General features: G+C 53.2%; 15 protein-coding genes. 14 read left to right on the top strand and 1 reads right to left on the bottom strand.

Features of this window, described 5'->3' with window-relative positions; all coding sequences use genetic code 11:
* Together CFLAV_RS26195 and CFLAV_RS26190 are read left to right on the top strand one after the other, a co-directional pair.
* Positions 1-850, top strand: an 850-nt coding sequence (locus CFLAV_RS26195; protein ID WP_237712469.1) for a hypothetical protein, incomplete at its 5' end; no start/stop codon positions are given.
* A gap of 167 nt (positions 851-1017) precedes the next feature.
* Positions 1018-1863 (top strand): tetratricopeptide repeat protein, encoded by an 846-nt coding sequence (locus CFLAV_RS26190; protein WP_007417900.1) that lies wholly within the window; start codon positions 1018-1020, stop codon positions 1861-1863.
* A gap of 424 nt (positions 1864-2287) precedes the next feature.
* Here the strand turns inward: CFLAV_RS26190 and CFLAV_RS26180 are convergent, their stop codons facing one another.
* Positions 2288-4381: an HAD-IIIC family phosphatase gene (locus tag CFLAV_RS26180; protein WP_050785962.1), complete on the bottom strand. Its 2094-nt coding sequence runs from the start codon at positions 4379-4381 to the stop codon at positions 2288-2290.
* 462 nt (positions 4382-4843) lie between these two features.
* Here CFLAV_RS26180 and argH point away from each other — a divergent pair, with 462 nt between their 5' ends.
* From argH to CFLAV_RS26120, 12 genes are all read left to right on the top strand, one after another.
* A complete protein-coding gene (argH, locus tag CFLAV_RS26175; RefSeq protein ID WP_007417897.1) occupies positions 4844-6253 on the top strand; it encodes an argininosuccinate lyase in 1410 nt (469 codons plus the stop codon).
* A 54-nt stretch (positions 6254-6307) separates the two neighbouring features.
* A complete protein-coding gene (locus CFLAV_RS26170; RefSeq protein ID WP_160164663.1) occupies positions 6308-7270 on the top strand; it encodes a phytoene/squalene synthase family protein in 963 nt (320 codons plus the stop codon).
* Between the two features lie 60 nt (positions 7271-7330).
* Positions 7331-7969 carry a hypothetical protein gene (locus CFLAV_RS26165; protein WP_007417895.1) on the top strand — a complete coding sequence of 213 codons (639 nt, stop codon included), beginning with the start codon at positions 7331-7333 and terminating at the stop codon, positions 7967-7969.
* A 105-nt stretch (positions 7970-8074) separates the two neighbouring features.
* Entirely contained in the window at positions 8075-9373 is a 1299-nt protein-coding gene (gene lysA, locus CFLAV_RS26160) for a diaminopimelate decarboxylase (protein WP_007417894.1), read from the top strand.
* A gap of 136 nt (positions 9374-9509) precedes the next feature.
* A complete protein-coding gene (locus tag CFLAV_RS26155) occupies positions 9510-10241 on the top strand; it encodes a hypothetical protein (RefSeq protein ID WP_150107601.1) in 732 nt (243 codons plus the stop codon).
* A gap of 89 nt (positions 10242-10330) precedes the next feature.
* The gene (locus CFLAV_RS26150) at positions 10331-11257 is read left to right on the top strand and encodes an SMP-30/gluconolactonase/LRE family protein (protein ID WP_007417892.1); all 927 of its coding nucleotides are present in this window, start codon (positions 10331-10333) and stop codon (positions 11255-11257) included.
* A gap of 125 nt (positions 11258-11382) precedes the next feature.
* Positions 11383-12264: an NAD(P)-dependent oxidoreductase gene (locus CFLAV_RS26145; protein WP_007417891.1), complete on the top strand. Its 882-nt coding sequence runs from the start codon at positions 11383-11385 to the stop codon at positions 12262-12264.
* A gap of 76 nt (positions 12265-12340) precedes the next feature.
* A complete protein-coding gene (locus CFLAV_RS26140) occupies positions 12341-13204 on the top strand; it encodes a hypothetical protein (protein WP_007417890.1) in 864 nt (287 codons plus the stop codon).
* Positions 13205-13210: 6 nt separating this feature from the next.
* Positions 13211-15433, top strand: a complete 2223-nt coding sequence (locus tag CFLAV_RS26135; protein WP_007417889.1) for an FdhF/YdeP family oxidoreductase — start codon at positions 13211-13213, stop codon at positions 15431-15433.
* A 59-nt stretch (positions 15434-15492) separates the two neighbouring features.
* The gene (fdhD, locus tag CFLAV_RS26130) at positions 15493-16344 is read left to right on the top strand and encodes a formate dehydrogenase accessory sulfurtransferase FdhD (RefSeq protein ID WP_007417888.1); all 852 of its coding nucleotides are present in this window, start codon (positions 15493-15495) and stop codon (positions 16342-16344) included.
* Between the two features lie 78 nt (positions 16345-16422).
* Positions 16423-16863 carry a hypothetical protein gene (locus CFLAV_RS26125; RefSeq protein WP_007417887.1) on the top strand — a complete coding sequence of 147 codons (441 nt, stop codon included), beginning with the start codon at positions 16423-16425 and terminating at the stop codon, positions 16861-16863.
* 144 nt (positions 16864-17007) lie between these two features.
* Entirely contained in the window at positions 17008-18099 is a 1092-nt protein-coding gene (locus CFLAV_RS26120; protein WP_007417886.1) for a twin-arginine translocation signal domain-containing protein, read from the top strand.
* Positions 18100-18178: the final 79 nt, after the last annotated feature.

Here is an 18178-nt window from a genome sequence, read left to right as displayed (position 1 = left end):
GTTTGCGCAAGTTTCCCGCAAGGGGGGCCGTGAGACAAACTTTTGGATGCGACCGGAGCCGGGCGTGCTCCTAACACATCGTCTGGAGGAGGGAACGCAAGCGGTGCGCGTGGTGCAGTTTGATGCCAGGAATTCGGCCTGGTTCAGTGAGGTGACGAACATCGTGATAGCCGCGGGGGTGGCGAATGAGGCGACAATGGAACTGAAACACGGCGTGACGGTGCGGGGGCAATTAGATGCACTGGTGCCGCGCCCGGTGGTGAACGGGCGGGTGATCGCACATGTCGGGCCGATTGGATATAAAGCCGAGAATTCGCCTCCGCAATGGCATGCGTGGACGGAGGTGCGAGAGGATGGAAGTTTTGAAATTGGATCTTTGCCGTCGGGAGATTTGGAGATGGTAGCGCTGTGCGATGGATTCGTCAGCACAAACGGGCCGGGAAAATTCCAAATGCGCTATCCACAAAAGCATGTGCTGGGGACAAATGACTTAACCATCACGATCGGCATGGAGCCGACGGTTCGGTTGAAGGTGCTGGTAACGGATGATCAAGGTAAGCCACTAAAGGATGCGCAGGTGTCCGCCTGGCCGAGTGTTCGTTATGGTGAATGGGCAGCAGTGGTCCTGGCCGCTGATTGTTACAATAGTGCGGAATGGTTTTCCTTGAAACCGTTGAAGAAGTCCGAGGACTGGTTCAAGACCCCGGCGGATTTTGTAGGCGTAAGTGACAGCGCGGGTGTGGCAGTGTTGCCAAATTTGCCGGTAACGGTGAAGGAATTCACCGTGGATCACCCTCAGTTCACCGTGCCAGTGACTAGTCACCATGGGGAGGTAAGCGCCGGAGAGTAACTGTCACGCTGGTTCCGGGGCAGACCAATCATGCAGCCATCGGGATGGAGCCGAAGGGGCAAGCGCCGATTGGGCATTATTAGCAAACAATGACCAGAGACAAGCTGCAGGTCTTCCGGTGTGCTTTTGACTTTGCTTGAGAGTTTTTGAATAATGAGAATCGATTTATGAAATCCAAGGTGCTGATTCTCCTGCTCACAATTCTGACTGGTGACATTTCCATTGTTCAAGCCTGCAAGTGGGATTCGACAACCTTGAGCGAGGAAAAAAAGAGGCATCCGGAGTTGGCGAAGGTGGTCTTGGGAGAAGTGCCTGCGCCGGAGGACCCGAAGGTGATGCGGGAGCGGATTCAGAAGTTGATGGCGAACCGTCGTGAGAACGAGCCGATGTGGTGGAATGATCTGGCGGTGGCGCACATGAACCTGGGGGAGTTGAAGGAGTCGGTGCTGGAATCGGTGACGAACCGGTTTGCGAATGATTACGGGATTCATGCGAATCTGGGGACGGCGTATCATTTGATGGGCCGATATACGGATGCGGAGAAGGAGATTGCGCGGGATTTGGAAATCAATCCGGATGCGCATTTTGGGTTGGAGAAGTATCACCTGGCGTTGTTGCAATATTTGGTGCGGGATGACGCGTATAAATCCAGGCATGTTTATGTGGATGAGTTCACGGTGCCGTTTTTCAACAGTAGTGAGGCAGTACTTCCGCGTCCACAGGCGGGCATGGGGGTGTTTGAGGAGCCCAACAAAGATGGCCAGGAAATGATGAAGCTGGAAAAGGAGTATGCGGAGGTGGTCAAAAAAGGCGGACGTGCCTATGGTCTGGGCTCTATCCTCGTTCTTCTAACTGAATTTGACTCGCCTCCTGATTATCGAAAGAAATGGAATCTGGCGGTGATCTCAAGTTGCAGGAGGGGGTTATTTACATGGCGACTCTCAATCCCAAGGAGCCGGCGTGTTTCCAGATGCTTGGGATTTTATGCATGCGGAAAGGGGATCGTCACCTAGCGGCTTCGGCGTATGAGAGGGCAATAGCACTGGGATCGCCGCAGGCGGCGATACTAACCAGGCATGCAAATGAACTGCATGAGTTTATCAGGGAATCGCGGAAGCAAGACTATCCATATTACGCAATCATTGGCTTGGGGCTGCTGGTTATTGCTTATTACATTTATGCGAAGATTCGCGGTAGACAGAAGAAGAACAGGGAAGTGGACGCGTTCGGATTCTGAACCAAGGGGTGGTTTTGCGGTCTTGGTCCGTTCTTTGATCGTGGTCGGGAAGTATGAGTCTCGTTGCCTCGTCTGCTACGGGATTAAGGATGGTCGGGGGTTGGGTCGGCATTGTGGCCGCGTTCGTGGGAAGGCTCTGGAGGACTGGTTGTAAAGGGAAAGTAGAGTCTCGTTGGCTCGCGTAAAACAGGGAATAGGTTTTAAGTTTCGTCGGCTACCCGGGCGAGTTGCTCGATGGTGGGAGATTTAAAGATGGTTACGAATTGCAGCTTTTTACCGGTGAGTTTTTCCCAGCGGGCCAACAGCCGCACGGCGAGTTGTGAGTTGCCGCCGAGTTCAAAAAAATCGTCGCGGATGCTCACGCGCTCCAACCGGAGCACTTGCTGCCACAAGTCGCAGAGTTGACGTTGGGTTTCGGTTGCGGGCGGGATGTGCGCGCTGGCAGGAGAGGGGATCGGCGCGGGATGCCGCGCTTCGACAAGTTTTAGGATTTGTTCCGGGTCACGGGCGTGACGGATGATCCACCGGTAACGTGCTGGTCGCAACGCGGGTGGATCACCATCCATGAGGATTGCGGTGGATGCAGGCGCCGGTAGGGCAGCGGATGTGCGCGGAGATTCCGGGACTTCGGGGTTATGGACGACCGCGGCGGCAAGGTCCGTGGGGAAACGGAAGGGAGAGTTGTCGCCGATGCCATGGCAGGCGGTGGCGCTGATGCGGTTCAGGAAGTCGAAGGCGGGTTGATTTCTTGCGGTGGGCAGGAAGGGGATTTCGACATTGCGAACGCCAATTTTTTGCGCGATTTGTCCCAGACAAGCCAACATGCGGTGTTCCACACCTTTGCCGAGCACGCGACAGCTTAACAGGAATGTATCCACGGTGAGGGTGTCGTGGGAAGTTTGGTAGGTTATAACGCCGGTCAGGCCGTAATCTCCGAAACGGTCACGGACGGTCACTGTCAGAATGTGTGCGGGGTTTTCCCGGTGGAGCTTGAGAATTTCCTCTTCGGAGCGGCGTTGGGTAGTGCAGTTGAACTGGTTGGTGCGGTGCGTCAATTGGGATACGCGTGAGAATTGTTCCGGTCGGGCGGGTTCAATGTGAATCTGAAGTTTCAAGCCGTCCAGAAAATCGGCCAAGGTGGGAGCGGCGGCTTGGGATTGTTCGCGGAGGCGGTTTTGCTGGTACATGGCGTTGCGCCCCCGGTCTTCGCTGGTGACATTCCAATGGTCGAGCGCCCAGATGTGTTGCAGGAATCGCGGCCACTCGGCCAGGTCTTCCGGGAGTTGGAGAGCGAGAGTTTCAGGACAATGGGCCTCGACTTCGGCGCATTCGAGCGGATTGTCATCCAGCAGCACGAAGCTATCGAGCCCGAGGTTCAATTCGTGGGCGAGTGAATGAAGGTTCGCGGACTTGGCTTGCCAGTTGACGCGCCGGGCGGCGAAGTGTTCCGGTCGCAACTGCATTTCGGGGCGGGAGCGGAAGACTTCGGCGACCTCGGCATCATTGTTTTTGCTACAGAGGCAAAGGAGCATTCCCGCGTCATGTTGCGCCCGCATAAATTTTTGCAGAGCCAGATGGGAGGGAGTCAATTCCACGCCCAGAGGGCCATCTTCACCGCAGATTCCGCCCCAGAGCGTTTGGTCACAATCCAGGGCGATGACCTTTTTTGGCCGTCGGGTCAGCGCGTGCGTTTTGCGGATGATGAGGGTGGCGAGGGCGGAGTAGCAGGCAGGTGTATAGGGCAGCTGGCCGAGACGGCTGGCTTGCGGATCATCGTATTGAGGCACAGGATAAAGGTTGAGCAGGTCCGCCGGTGTGACGAGGTGAATGTTTTTCAAGCCGACGAGTTCGGCGGTAAAAAGTTTATCCAGAGAAATTATTGTTTCTGCGAGGGAAGGGTTGGCCAGGGCTGAGTTTGATGCTGGACACAGGCAAGCCAGCCAGGGAACGGTGCCACGAGAAATGGCGGTCTTTAAAATCAGCAACAATTCGCGCGCGGCCCGTTCGCGCTCATGGCCGGCGGAGGAGTTGCCCAGATCTTCCCAACGGAGCAACAGGATATTGAGTCCGCACTGATTGGTTGCGAGCAGGCTGGCGGGATCGAGTAGTTGTTGAAAGACTTGATTGTACGGCGCGAAACGAACCTCCCCAGCCAGTTCCAACTCGTGCATCCAGAATTGGAAGGTTTCCTCAAGCGGTTCCGCAGTGAAGGTGGCGGCAATCGCGAGTATGAATTGTCCTGACTGCCGGGCGGCGGCATCCAAATGCGTTTGGGGGGGAGGTGGCCGGAGCATAATGGTTAAGGGCTTGGGTGCCGTTGCCAGTCTGAACGCTCCGGGAGTTGGCGGCGACGTGGTTGGGCGGTGGACAAGTCCGATCCGGCTTCTGAGCATGGAGGTCCTGGATGGGTTGCCAAAATCATAAACGCATTCTTCAGCGCTACCGCCTTGTTCGCCTAAAGAATCATAATTGCCCTCCGGTTGCCATGGGTTGAATCCCTAGTAGCCAGCCCTCAATTTTTGTCCGCGAATTACGCGAAAGAACGCGAATTGGGACCACGAAGCCGCAAAGCGAAGAAATGGCGAGAAAAAAGGGACATAGAACACACATGGGAGTGAAGGATGAGGATGGGGCGACGCAGGGGCAACGGCAAACGAGGCAGATTAGGATCGCGATTATGAGCAGGATTAGGAAAGCGGCAAACGTTTCCCGCGTGACTTTTGGAGGGGTTGGACGCAGATTTTGCGGATTAATTAATGAGCATGAAAAAAAGTTCTCCAGTTTCGCGGAGTGGCAGGTTTGCCAGTGGTCCGGGTGCGGACGTGGCGGAGTTTACGGAATCGATTTCGTTCGATTGGCGTTTGTGGCGTCATGACATCATGGGATCGATTGCGCACGCGACGATGTTGCAGAAGATCGGGGTGCTGACGAAGGCGGAGCTGCAGGCGATCACGAAGAGTTTGGAGGAGATCGGGCAGGAGATTCACGACGGGAAGTTCGAGTGGAAGCCGGAGCTGGAGGATGTGCACATGAACATCGAGGCCGAGCTGACGAAGCGGGTGCCGACAGGGGCGAAGCTGCATACGGCGCGGTCGCGGAATGACCAGGTGGCGCTGGATATGCGGTTGTGGTTGCGGGATGAGATTGTGGAGCTGGCGGGGGAGTTGCGCGGGTTGCAAGGGGCACTGGTTGGATTGGCAGATAAGAATGCGGAGGTGGTGATTCCGGGTTACACGCATTTGCAACGGGCCCAGCCGGTGTATTTCGCGCATCATTTGTTGGCGTATGTTGAGATGGTGGAGCGGGATCATCAACGGCTGACGGATGCGTTTCAGCGGGTGAATGTGTGTCCGCTGGGAAGCGGGGCGATTGCGGGGTCGACGCTGCCGTTGGACCGGGAATTTGTGGCGGAGCAACTGGGCTTTGTGGATGCGAAGGGGAAACCGGTGGTGACGCAGAATTCGATGGACGGGGTGAGCGACCGGGATTTTGCGATTGAATTTTGCAGTGTGGCGGCGCTGGCGGCAGTGCATTTGTCGCGGTTGGCGGAGGATGTGATTTTGTGGGCGAGTTCGGAGTTTAATTTCATCAAGATTGCGGATGCGTATACGACAGGGTCGTCGCTGATGCCGCAGAAGAAGAATCCGGACGTGGCGGAATTGACGCGGGGCAAGACGGGTCGCGTGGTGGGGAATTTGATGGCGTTGCTGACGTTATTGAAGGGATTGCCGATGACGTATAATCGCGATTTGCAGGAGGACAAGGAGCGGTTGTTCGATACGGCGGTGACGATACGTGGGTGCGTGCGATTGATGGGGGCGATGTTGGAGAACACGAGCGTTAATACGAAGAATTGCGCGGCGGCGGCGAGTGACCCGGCGTTGTTGGCGACGGATTTGGCGGATTATCTGGTGCGGAAGGGAATACCTTTCCGGCAGGCGCATCATGTCGTGGGAGCGGTTGTGGCCTTGGCGGAGAAGGAAGGAAAGGCGTTGAATCAATTGACGCTGGAGCAGTTGAAGGCCTTGGACAAGACGTTTGGGAATGATGCGCTGGGGGTGTTTGATTTGAAGAAGGCGATGGCGCAGCGGAATTTGATTGGCGCGCCGGGGACGAAGGAAGTGGCGAGGCAGTTGGGGCGGTGGAAGAAAATTTTGAAGGGGTAACATTTGGCCACCAACGAACATTCAGCTGAATTGTTAACCTCCTTGTTGCGGGATGTGTCGCGAACTTTTTATAAAACGCTACGTCTTTTGCCTGGTTCCATACGCCCGCAAATCGGGTTGGCGTACTTGCTGGCGCGGATGACGGATACGATTGCCGATACGGAGATTGTGCCGAGTGAGCAACGACTGAAGGCCTTAAGTGATTTGAGGGGGCGAATTCTGGGGACAAGCAAGGAGCGGTTGAAGTTTGAGGAGATTGCGGTGAAGCAGGGATCGGCGGCAGAGCGGGCAGCTTTGGAGCGATGTGAAGAGGCGTTGAAAGTTTTGGAAGACTTTGAGGCGGAAGATGTTAAGCGTGTGCGGATGGTTTTGGATACGATCACGAGCGGACAGGAGTTGGATTTGCAGAGGTTTGCCGGGGCGTCGAAGGGACGGATTGTGGCGTTGAGGGTGGATGCGGAGCTGGATGATTATACCTATCGCGTGGCGGGATGTGTGGGGGAGTTTTGGACGAAGATGTGCCGGGCGCATTTGTTTCCGAAGGCGGCGATTGATGAAGAGTTGCTGTTGAAGAATGGGGTGAGGTTTGGGAAGGGATTGCAATTGGTGAATATTTTGAGGGATTTGCCGGCGGATTTGAGCCACGGGAGATGTTATATGCCGTCGGAGAGGTTGGCGCAGATTGGATTGAACCCCGGGGATTTGTTGGAGTCTAAGAATGAAACGAAGTTTCGCCAGCTTTACAATGAGTACCTGGGAGTGGCGGAGTCGCATCTGGCGGCGGGATGGGCGTATACGAATATGTTGCCGAAGGGATGCGTGCGTGTGCGGTTGGCGTGCGCGTGGCCGATACTGATAGGAATGCAGACGATAGCCAAGTTGAAGACGGAGAATGTGCTGGATCCGCGGCAGCGGATCAAGATTAGCCGGGCCGAAGTGAAGCAGCTGATGATGCGTTCGGTGCTGGCCTATCCGTGGCCGCCAGCCTGGAAAAGGCTTTTCCCGGCTGCAAATTAGATGTTGGTATGTTTGGAAAGCTATTGCTTATCCAAAAGAATTTGATTAAGAATAGATTTTATGCAGATCCCAAAGTCATTGCTGATTATTTGTATGGCGGCGTTGGGCGTGAGCTCGGTTCATGCGCAAAGTGCTGATACTGATGTACAGGCCAAGGCACGTGAGGCTTTGCGCCAGAAGCTTGCTGAAACTCCGGTTCAGCAATCCGCTCCGAGTGCGGTCACTCCCGCACCAGCAGCCCCAGCGGAAGCGCCTGCGCAGGTTGTGCCCCAGGAAGCGCCGGTGAAGAAGAAGACTGCTGCGAAGAAGCCTGCCAAGTCTGAGACTCCGGCTCCCGTGGCCGCCGCGACTGAAGAGGTGATAGTGCCGATCTCCCAGCTTGATGCGAGCTCCGAAAGCAAAGCACGTGAGGCGTTGCATCGGAAGATGCAGGAATTGAGGAGCCAGAATGTGGCGGCAACACCCGCTCCAAAGGTGGGAGGACAGGCTGAAACACCCGCAGTCGCAGTCAATCCTGCGCCAAAATCCAACAAGTACGAATTTATGGATGTCGGCTCATCGCCGGCCTCAACCGCTGGCGTTGTTGTGGCGAACACGAAAGACGCGAAACTGGCTGAGCTTTTGAGGTTGTACATGGCCGATCAGATTACGCCCAATGAATATCATGCCCAACGGGCCAAAATTATCGCCATGCCTTGATATTTTTGTTCTTTGACCGCCAGGTGATTGCCTGGCGGTTTTTTTGTTCCCAGCAGTTTTGTTCGGCTCTTGAACTTTGGTTGTTGCACCTTAAACTCTCGTCCCATGCATTATTTTCGTTACGTTGGTAATAAATTTTACTGTGAGAATGTATCAGTGGAATCGCTGGTAAAGAAATACGGTTCGCCGCTTTACATTTACTCACAACGCACCTTGACGGAGCATTTTCAGAAGTTGGACCAGGCTTTGGCTCCGGTGGATCATTTGATTTGCTTCGCCTTGAAATCCAATTCAAACCAGGCGGTTCTGCGTACCCTGGCTGATCTGGGCGGGGGATTTGATATTGTCAGCAGCGGTGAGTTGCAGCGCGCCATCGCGGCGGGTGCTGATCCGCGCAAATGCGTTTTTGCCGGCGTTGGAAAGACGGAAAGCGAAATTGAGTTCGCACTCAAGAAAGGGGTTTACTCCTTTAACGTGGAGAGCGAGCCTGAACTGCAGCGTATCAACCGCATTGCTGGCCGCCTAAAAAAGATCGCGCCCATCGCTGTGCGTGTGAACCCGAACGTCGATGCGCATACTCATGCCAAGATTACCACGGGCACTTACGACAATAAGTTCGGAATTGCGATTGAGAACATTGAAGGGGTTTATGCGCGGGCTTCGAAGTTGAAGAATATCAAGCTGCGCGGTCTCCAGATGCACATCGGCTCCCAGCTCACTTCGGTGGAGCCATTTGAGCAGGCGGTTAAGAAGGTGTCGCCATTGGTGGAGCGATTGAAGAAGAAGCATGGGCTGGAATTCTTCAGCATCGGCGGCGGGTTGGGAATTGTTTATGATCCAGCCCTGGAAAGCTCGAACCCTGAATGGTGGCGCACGACCAAGGGGAAGAAGATTTTGACCCCGACACTTTATGCGACCCGGTTGGTGCCTTTGTTGAAGCCATTGGGATTGCGCATTTTGATGGAGCCGGGCCGTTTCATTTCCGGCAATGCGGGCATTTTGGTGACACGCATTGAGTATGTGAAACGCACGGGCAAGAAGAACTTCCTGATCGTGGATGCCGCAATGAATGATCTCATTCGGCCGGCCTTCTACGATGCGTATCATGAAATCGTGCCATTGACCCGCAAAAATGGGCAGTTGATCAGCTCCGATGTGGTTGGCCCGATATGTGAGTCGGGCGACTTCTTTGCCAAGGACCGGCCGTTGCCCAAGCTGGGTGAGGGGGATCATCTCGCCCTTCTGAGTGCCGGCGCATACGGTTTTGTGATGGCGTCGAATTATAATACCCGTTCCATGGCGGCTGAGGTTCTGGTCAACGGGAACAAATCCGCGCTGGTTCGCGAACGTCAGCCGGTGGAAGAGATTTGGGCCGGTGAGACTGTGGCGCCCTGGCAGAAGTAGTTTAGACTGCTGAGGGCAGGTTTGAGATTTGCAAATGAGTGCGAGTCGTGGAGTGTGTCCACGACTCGCCTGTTTTACTGCAGTATAAACTAAAAAAGGAGAGTCTATGTGTTGCTTTTCACAGCCTGTTCAATCGGTGAGTGCCACCAAAATATTTGCCCGCACGGGGGAGGGTGAGAATCAGTTCGTGATTTACAGCATGTCGATCGCGGCGAATCGGGATCTAGCAATGATTTTGCCGTTGCCGGTCAAGAAGGGTGCCGGGGAGAAGGCGGTCCATTTTATTAGCCTGAAGGAGTATCCGAATTTCTTTGAGGATATGGAATTGGGATTTCCTATGCCAGCCACGAGAGGCCTTACTGATGGGATTAACACTGCACCGGTTCCAGCACCCGCAAGTCTTGAAGTGGTAAGGGTGGGAAACTTCGAAGCCTCTTTCGTTCCCACGGTGAAGGACTTCGCGCGGTTGGACGCCCGGTTTCGACTTCCCGCCGGTACATGGAACAAGTTGCCGGGGTATGCTCATTATGGATTTGCTGTGTTCAAATTGAAGAAGGGAGCCGGACCGATTCATCCGATGGCTTTTTCCTTCCCTCGGCGGAATACGGATAAACTATTCTTTCCAACAGTACACATCCACGACGGTAAGGTGCATGCGAAAGCGGAGTTTGATCACGTGCTTTATTGCCAACCGCACGAACATCAGCATTTAGAGCTTCTGCACTGGAACGAGTCGCCCCAACACGCTCGCAGTTTCATGAAGTTGGATAAATCCAAAGGACTGATCGAGCCGGATCAGCATTGCTACAAGATGCCAATGACGGGCGAGTTGCCGAATAAGGACACGTTTTTAGCCGTCCAAGCCTGAGTTAGATGGTGAGCTCCTGGCTTGGGGTTTATTGCGAAGCCAGGTTGTTCCATGGCTAACCAGAATTGAACCACGCGGTTGTACTGTGCATGAAAAGACTATTATTAGCCGGCTTGGGATTGCTTTTGAATCTGGCTCTTGTCCACGCTGCTGATTTTGACATTAAAATCGCGGATCAATTCTCCAAGCTGGTGTCCACCAACGCCGAGCTGAAAAAGCTCGCTGGCGGAATGAAGTTTGTGGAAGGACCGGTGTGGGTTTCGCGTGATGGTGGATATCTGGTGTTTAGTGACATTCCTGCTGAAGAGCTCAAGCAATGGAGTGCCAAAAATGGGCTCGCCACATTTCGCACGAACAGTCATGGCGCCAACGGTAACTGTGTTGATCGGAAAGGAAAATTGCTCTCCTGTGAACATCTGGGAAGACGGGTGGCGATCACAGAGAAGGATGGCAGGATCGAAACGCTCGTGGATCAATACGAGGGGAAAAGGTTCAACTCACCGAACGACGTGGTGGTGAAATCGGACGGCACGGTATGGTTCTCGGACCCGGATTATGGCTTGGGCAGCAAGCCGAAGGAAGTGGACGGGATGTATGTCTATCGCTTTGATCCGAAGACGAAGAATATTTCGATTGTGGCAAAGGATTGTGACCATCCGAATGGCCTCTGTTTTTCACCGGACGAAAAAAAGCTTTTTGTAGCGGATTCCGGCAAGCCGCGTTTGATCCGCGTCTATGATGTGCAGAAGGATGGCACGTTAAGTGGTGGTCGGGTTTTTTGTGTCATCGACAAAGGAGTGCCGGATGGCATTCGTTGTGATGCGAAGGGAAACATTTTCTCCAGCGCCGGGGATGGAGTGCAGATCTTTAATCCGCAAGGCGAATTGATCGGGAAGATTTTGGTTCCGGAATCGCCGGCCAATTTGTGTTTTGGCGGAAGGGATGGAAAGACCCTTTTCATTACCGCAAGGAGTTCACTCTATTCGATTCCGGTTCTGGTCAAGGGTGCAAAGTGATCGTGAAAATGTCGTGCTTTAGGCTGGCCGATTGATTATTTTAAACAGGTATTTCCAACTGCGGGCGTGTTCCACGAAGGGATACGCCGTGGATGAACACTGAAACCAACAACCCGGAATAAATTATGTCAGAGAGAATTGGATTCGTAGGTGTCGGACGGATGGGAAGCAATATGGCTCGTCGCCTAAAGGAGCAAGGTTACACAGTTTCTGCGGTGTATGACGTGAATACCGCCGCGGCCCAGGCGTTGGCGCAGGAATTGGGTTGTGAATCCCCAACCGAGCTCAAACAGGTCACCAAGCTTTCCGATATCATCATCACGGTAGTGACGGATGATGCTGCGATGAAAAAGATTTTTGGCGGTGGATTGCTGAGCAGGTCGAAAGGCAAGCTGTTTATTAATTGCGCAACAGTCTCGCCAGAGATCCATGTGAAGGTCGAGGAAAAGGCTGAAAAAGCTGGATCACAGGCGCTTGAAGCCTGCATGGCTTCGAGCATCACCCAGGCACGCGAGGGCAGCCTCTATCTCATGTGCGGTGGCAAACCGGAAGTCTTCGACCGCGCCAAGCCGGTTCTGGAAAAGCTCAGCGCCTCCCTTCGTTACGTTGGCGGTGCTGGTCAGGCTGCCCAGGTAAAGGCGCTTGTCAATATGATCATGAACATCAATACCGCAGGATTGGCGGAAGGACTCGGTCTTGGTGCGGCGCTGGGGTTGGATTTGGCGATGCTGCGCGAAGTCTTCTCGCAAACAGGCGCCAATTCCCGTGTGTTGCAAACGGATGGTGAAGATATGCAGAATCGCGATCATAGCTGCTTCTTCTCCGCGGCGCATGCAGCCAAGGATTCCGGCATTGCACTCAAGTTGGCAAAAGGTCAGGGTTTGAACCTGCCGCTCGCCACCGCCACCAAGAAACAATACGACAAGATGGTCTCCGAAGGTTTGGGCGAACTCGACAAGTCGGGCATCGCCGAACTGACGTTCAAGGGACGTCATCTGCACAAGTAATTTTTGCCAGCAGGCGGTTGGGTTCACTAACCGCTTGCTTTCCGCGACAGCCAACCGCTGTTGGCCTCGATCAATCATGAAGCCGATTCCTCCTGTTCTCCGTCATATCATTAATCTTTGGACGCTCGTCTGGTATCCTTCCAAAAAGCGGGAATGGTCTTTGGAGCGAAAACTTAAAGCAGTAAAGGAAGCCGGTTTCGATGGGTTCACCAGTTTGCTTACCCCAGAACACAAGAAACTCGGCGATAAGTATGACTTGATGCGGGTCGGATATTTTGCGTCGGGTAATCCGGAAGAATTTGGCAAACTGCTAAAACAGAACAAGGATGCCGGAGCGCATCATATTAATGTTCAATTAGCTGACCACGATACACTGGCCAAGGTGGCGGTGCAGTTGGCGAAGAAGTTGATGGCAGAGGGGCGGAGATTGGGAGTGGAGCCTGCCATCGAGGTCCATCGGGACACCTGCACTGAAACACCTGAAAAGACTTATGCATTGGCTGAGGGATACGAGAAAGCAACCGGTCAACTTCTCCCGATGACATGGGATCATTCGCACCTGGCGATTGTGAAGCATCTGTTGCCACCCTATTGGGAACGTCTGAATAGGCGACCTGATTTGATTCAGCGTGCCCAGCAGTTTCATTTCCGTCCGTTCAATGGCCATCACTGCCAAGTGCCGGTGACGAATGGGCGCGGAAAACTAACACCCGAAGTTTTGGATTATCTGCCATTTGTCGAGAAAGTGATGGAAACCTGGCTGGAGACGGCGAATCCGGGGCGTGAAATGATTGTCGTGCCTGAAATGGGGCCGCTTTGGCTGGGATACAATTTGCATTCTCTACCCAATAGTTGGGAGGATGCTATTATACTACGTAGTGAAATAGAAAAGTGTTGGCGTCGAGCCATTAAAAAATGGAAGCCAAAAGTGAATGATTGAGAAGTCATGACCTCGCATAAGCTCCAGAAAAATTGGAAGGATAGGCTGAAGTCAGCCGTTCCCTTCGGACTGGGGCAGGCCAAGCCCAAACACTTTCGCGACATGGGGCAGGTGATTTGGAAGAATCGGGATAACCTTGGCTACGCGTACAAAGTATTGAGCCGGGGAGTTTGCGATGGTTGTGCGCTGGGAGTGGCGGGCTTTCATGATTGGACCATCAAGGGGGTTCACCTGTGCATGACGAGGTTAAATTTGCTGCGCCTGAACACCATGCCGGCGTTGGATGTTAAAATTTTGGAGGATGTCGCCAATCTCAGCAAGCTGGACAATGCGCAACTGCGTGAATTGGGACGCCTGCCTTACCCAATGCTGCGAGGGAAATCAGCCAAAGGTTTTCGACGGATTTCGTGGGATGAAGCCTATGCGCGGATTGGCAAAAAGCTGCGGGCGACAGATCCGAAACGCTGGGCGATGTTCGTGACTTCGCGTGGGGTGACCAATGAGATTTATTATATGGCGCAGAAGGTCGCACGCTTTCTCGGCACAAATAATGTCGATAACGCCGCGCGACTATGTCATGCACCATCAACCGCAGCCATGAAAGCTGCAGTAGGTGTGGCGGCCACCACATGTAGCTATAAGGATTGGTATGGTACGGATCTGATTATTTTCTTTGGCGCCAATCCGGCCAATGACCAACCGGTGACCACGAAGTATTTGCACGAAGCCAAACAGCTCGGGACGAAGGTAATAATGGTGAATCCCTATTTGGAGCCGGGGATGAAACGTTATTGGGTGCCGTCCACGATGAGTAGCGCTCTGTTTGGAACTGACATAGCGGATTATTGGTTTCCGGTATCGCAAGGAGGCGACATTGCCTTTATTTATGGTGTGTTGAAGGTCATTTTCGCGAACGGTTGGGAGGATGAAAACTTTGTAAAGAATTATGCGGTTGGCTTTGAGGAGCTCAGGAAGCAAACCGAGCAGATGGATTGGGCGGTGTTGGAGAAGCAATCCGGAATGGGTCGCGCCAGCATGGAGGAGTTCGCGGAGTTGATTCATCAGGCGAAGAATGCGGTGCTGGTTTGGAGCATGGGCATTACGCAGCATGTCTTTGGCGCCAATGCGGTTCAAATGGTGCTAAATCTCGGCTTGGTAAAGGGCTATGTGGGGCGGGACAAATGTGGGCTTATGCCTATTCGGGGACACTCTTCCGTGCAGGGCGGTGCGGAGATGGGTGCTTACGCGACGGCACTTCCCGGCGGCAAGCCGGTCAATGCGGAAAATGCTCAAAAGCTCTCGGCAGAGTATGGTTTCAAGATTCCTGAGTGGGTTGGGTTGACGACTACTGAGATGGTGGAGGCTTGCGCCCGTGGAGAGATGGATGTGCTCTACTGTTTGGGTGGCAATTTCCTGCGCACGCTGCCAGATCCAAAGTATGTTCAGCAGGCTCTGGCCAACGTGCCGATGCGGGTGCATCAGGATATCATTCTTACCGACCAGATGTTCATTGAGGCAAAGGAAGAGGTGATTCTGTTGCCAGCCAAAACTCGTTACGAACAAGATGACGGCGGGACGGAGACGATCACCGAGCGCCGCATCGCCTTTACGCCGGAAATTCCACGCCAAGTGGGCGAAGCAAAAGCTGAGTGGAAGATTTTACGCGAGCTGGCTGCCGCAGCCTATCCCGAGAAAGCTCATTTGCTGGGATGTGAAACCGGCTGGAAAATGCGTGAGGAGATCGCGCGTGTGGTTCCCTTTTACGATGGTTTTCAAAAGTTAAATAAAACAGGTGAGGCTTTCCAATACGGCGGTCCGCACCTTTGCGCCGACTGGAAATTCAACACCCCTGATGGCAAAGCACACTTCTGCCCGGTACCGCTTCCGGATTTGAATCGAAAACAGGGCGAGTTCAAGGTCAGCACGCGTCGTGGCAAGCAGTTTAACACATTGATTTATGCGGAGATCGATCCGTTGAACCAGGCGCCGCGCGATGCCGTTCTGATGAATCCGGACGATGCTGCGGAGTTGCACCTAGTCCATGAAGATCGGGTGTTGCTAAAAAATGAACTTGGGCATTACGAAGGACTTGTATTTCTGGCTCCGATTGCGCGCGGGAATCTGCAGATTCACTGGCCTGAGGGGAATGTAATTGTTCAGCGTGGCATGGTAGATCCTGCCGGGATGGTTCCGGATTACAATGCCTGGGTGCGCGTGGAGAAGGTTTAGTGCGTCCAGATCATTTGATTGCCCAAACGAGCGTCATCCACTCTGAATGTTGACAGCCTGTGACGAACGAACAAAAACAACAAACAGGTGGTTCAGAAATCACTCCCGCGAAAGTGCTACGCTGGCGGGTTGGTGGGAAATTGCTGGAGGAGGATGATCAGCTTGTCACCGAAGAACCGCTGGAGATTCGTGTGCGCGGCAAGAGCGTGGCGATCACAATGAGGACTCCCGGGCAGGATGAGGAGTTGGCGGTTGGATTTCTTTTGACCGAAGGCATCATTAAAAGAAGAAGCGATGTAGTGGAGGTGGCGTACTGTCAACAAGGTGAGGCTGCCAATTATCAGAATACAGTGAATGTCTTTCTTGCGCCTGATGTTGCGGTGAACTTTGAAGAATTAACCCGGCATGTATTTGCTTCGTCCAGTTGCGGGCTGTGCGGCAAAGCCTCGATCGAATCGGTGCATCAGCATTTCACTCCCGTTGATTCCAACGTGACGATTGCGCCCGAAATGATTTTGCAGTTGCCGGATTGTTTGCGTTCGGCACAGGAGACGTTCTCCAAAACCGGTGGTCTGCATGGAGCGGGAATCTTTGATGTGCAAGGAAACTTGCTCGTCATGAGAGAAGATGTGGGCCGGCACAATGCGGTGGATAAAGTGTTGGGTCATTGTTTTCTGAAACAGATATCCCTGAGCAACCATGTGTTGTTGGTGAGCGGAAGGGCTTCCTTTGAGATCATGCAGAAAGCGCTTGCTGCAAGGATTCCGATTGTTTGCGCGGTGTCAGCGCCGTCCAGCCTGGCGGTGGAGTTTGCGCGGGAGAGCGGGCAGACGTTGGTCGGATTTTTGCGAGGAGGAAGCATGAACATTTACTCCCACCCACAGAGGGTCATTGTTTTAGGATGTAGCTGAATAAATTCGCGTTGACCGAATCGGATGGTTGTCCTTAATCTCTCATGCCTAAGCCCTCATTACTCAATTGCACAAACTATGAATACTATTGTACCTCTTATTAGTTCAGGCGTTGCCGGTCCATTGGGTGTCCTTCATCTGCCGCGTTTGTGGCTCAAAGCCTCCCTCGAAGCCTGTGGTAAACTGGCTCCGGGCTATCCTGGCGCTGGCAAAGGTTATGACCAGATGGTTATCGACGGCATCGGTTTGAATCGTGATGCCGTGTTGAAGTTTATCAAGACGAGCAAGCCAACGTATCCTCAGTTTGAGGCCTGGGTGAAGCAGAATGCCACCAAGCTCGACAAGGCTTCCATTGAGAATCTAAATGCAGCCATCCGCGGCTACCATCATGATGATGATACGCGCAAGTGCATTCTCCATGCGAATGGTCTTTCGGATGATGCTTCCGCCTCCAAAGATGCAGTAAACTTGAATAATCTGGATGACTGGAAGGAATTCCACGAAGCCGTTCTCAAGTAAAATTTGGTTCTGTTGATTTGTGCCGGCGCAAGCTCCAGTGCTTGCGCCGTTTTTTATTGCACTTGACATTGCAACTATTTTTCACTCGACATACGTTGCCATTTTCGGATAGCTTCGCTGCGAACCCCCAACGAAAGGACAAGCATGAAAGGCAACGAATACCTTTTTCCCCATCGTCTTACCCGTCGTGATTTTGTCAAAATGGCAGCGACTGCAACTGCCGGTCTGGCTCTGCCGGGCTCAGGTTTTGCAGAAGAAAAAAAAGAACCTGTCCGCATTGGTAGTGGATATCATACGTATGAACTGGTCGAGGATTGGGGCAAGCTTCCCGCTGGAATGAAGTATGGTCATGGGTGTGGGATTATTGTGGATTCCAAGGACCGCATTTTCGTCACCTCCCGTTCTGCAAACCCTTGCGTTGCCATCTTTGATCCGGACGGAAAGTTGCTGGAGACCTGGAGCAATGATTTTGCCCAGAAGGTCGGGTATACCACGGCAGAAGTGGCCGACACTGCACACTGCCTGTATTGGAATAAAGAGGGCGACGATGAATTCATTTATTGGACTGAGAATGTCAGCACCAATAAAGAGGGTCCCAAAAAGGGCAAGCGTGTTTACAAGACAGATCTGAAAGGGAAAATCCTTTATCAGATCGGAAATGTGGAGAAGGAAGACAGCACTTCACAAAAATTTGATTGGACCAATCCGACCGACGTGGCTGTAGCGGCCAATGGGGACATTTACGTCGTAGATGGATACGGCAGCCAGCGTGTCAGTCGGTTTGATAAGAATTTTAAGCACATCAAGACCTTTGGGACCCGTGGCAAGGAACATGGACAGTTCAACACCTGTCATGGAGTTTGGATTAATACCTTGAAGGGGGATCAGGAAGTTTATATTGCCGACCGTCATAATGATCGCATCGAGGTTTTCTCACCGGAACTCGAATATAAGAGGACGCTAACGGGTGATGTGCGTAACCCGTGTTGTTTCTATCAGCACAAAGATAAACTTTTTATTCCTGATCTGGCGAGTCGTGTCACCATTCTGGATGCGAACGATAAGTTGGTGGCACATCTAGGGGATGGAAAGGACAAGCCGGACAACAGCAAGAATCCATCCATGTTTGCCGCACCGCATGCACTGACGGTGGATTCCCATGGCGATTTGTACGTGGTTGAGTGGGTGCCCTTCGGACGCCCACGCAAATTCAAGCATACGCCTCAAATTGCTTAAGACTGAGAGTTGTGCGAAGCCCGCTCATCCCAGCCATGGGATGCGGAAAATGAGTAGAGCTGCTTCTGAAGCTTTGCAA

Origin of the sequence: Pedosphaera parvula Ellin514, assembly GCF_000172555.1 — a bacterium.
GTDB lineage: Bacteria > Verrucomicrobiota > Verrucomicrobiia > Limisphaerales > Pedosphaeraceae > Pedosphaera.
This window is presented reverse-complemented; position numbering and strand designations above follow the sequence as displayed.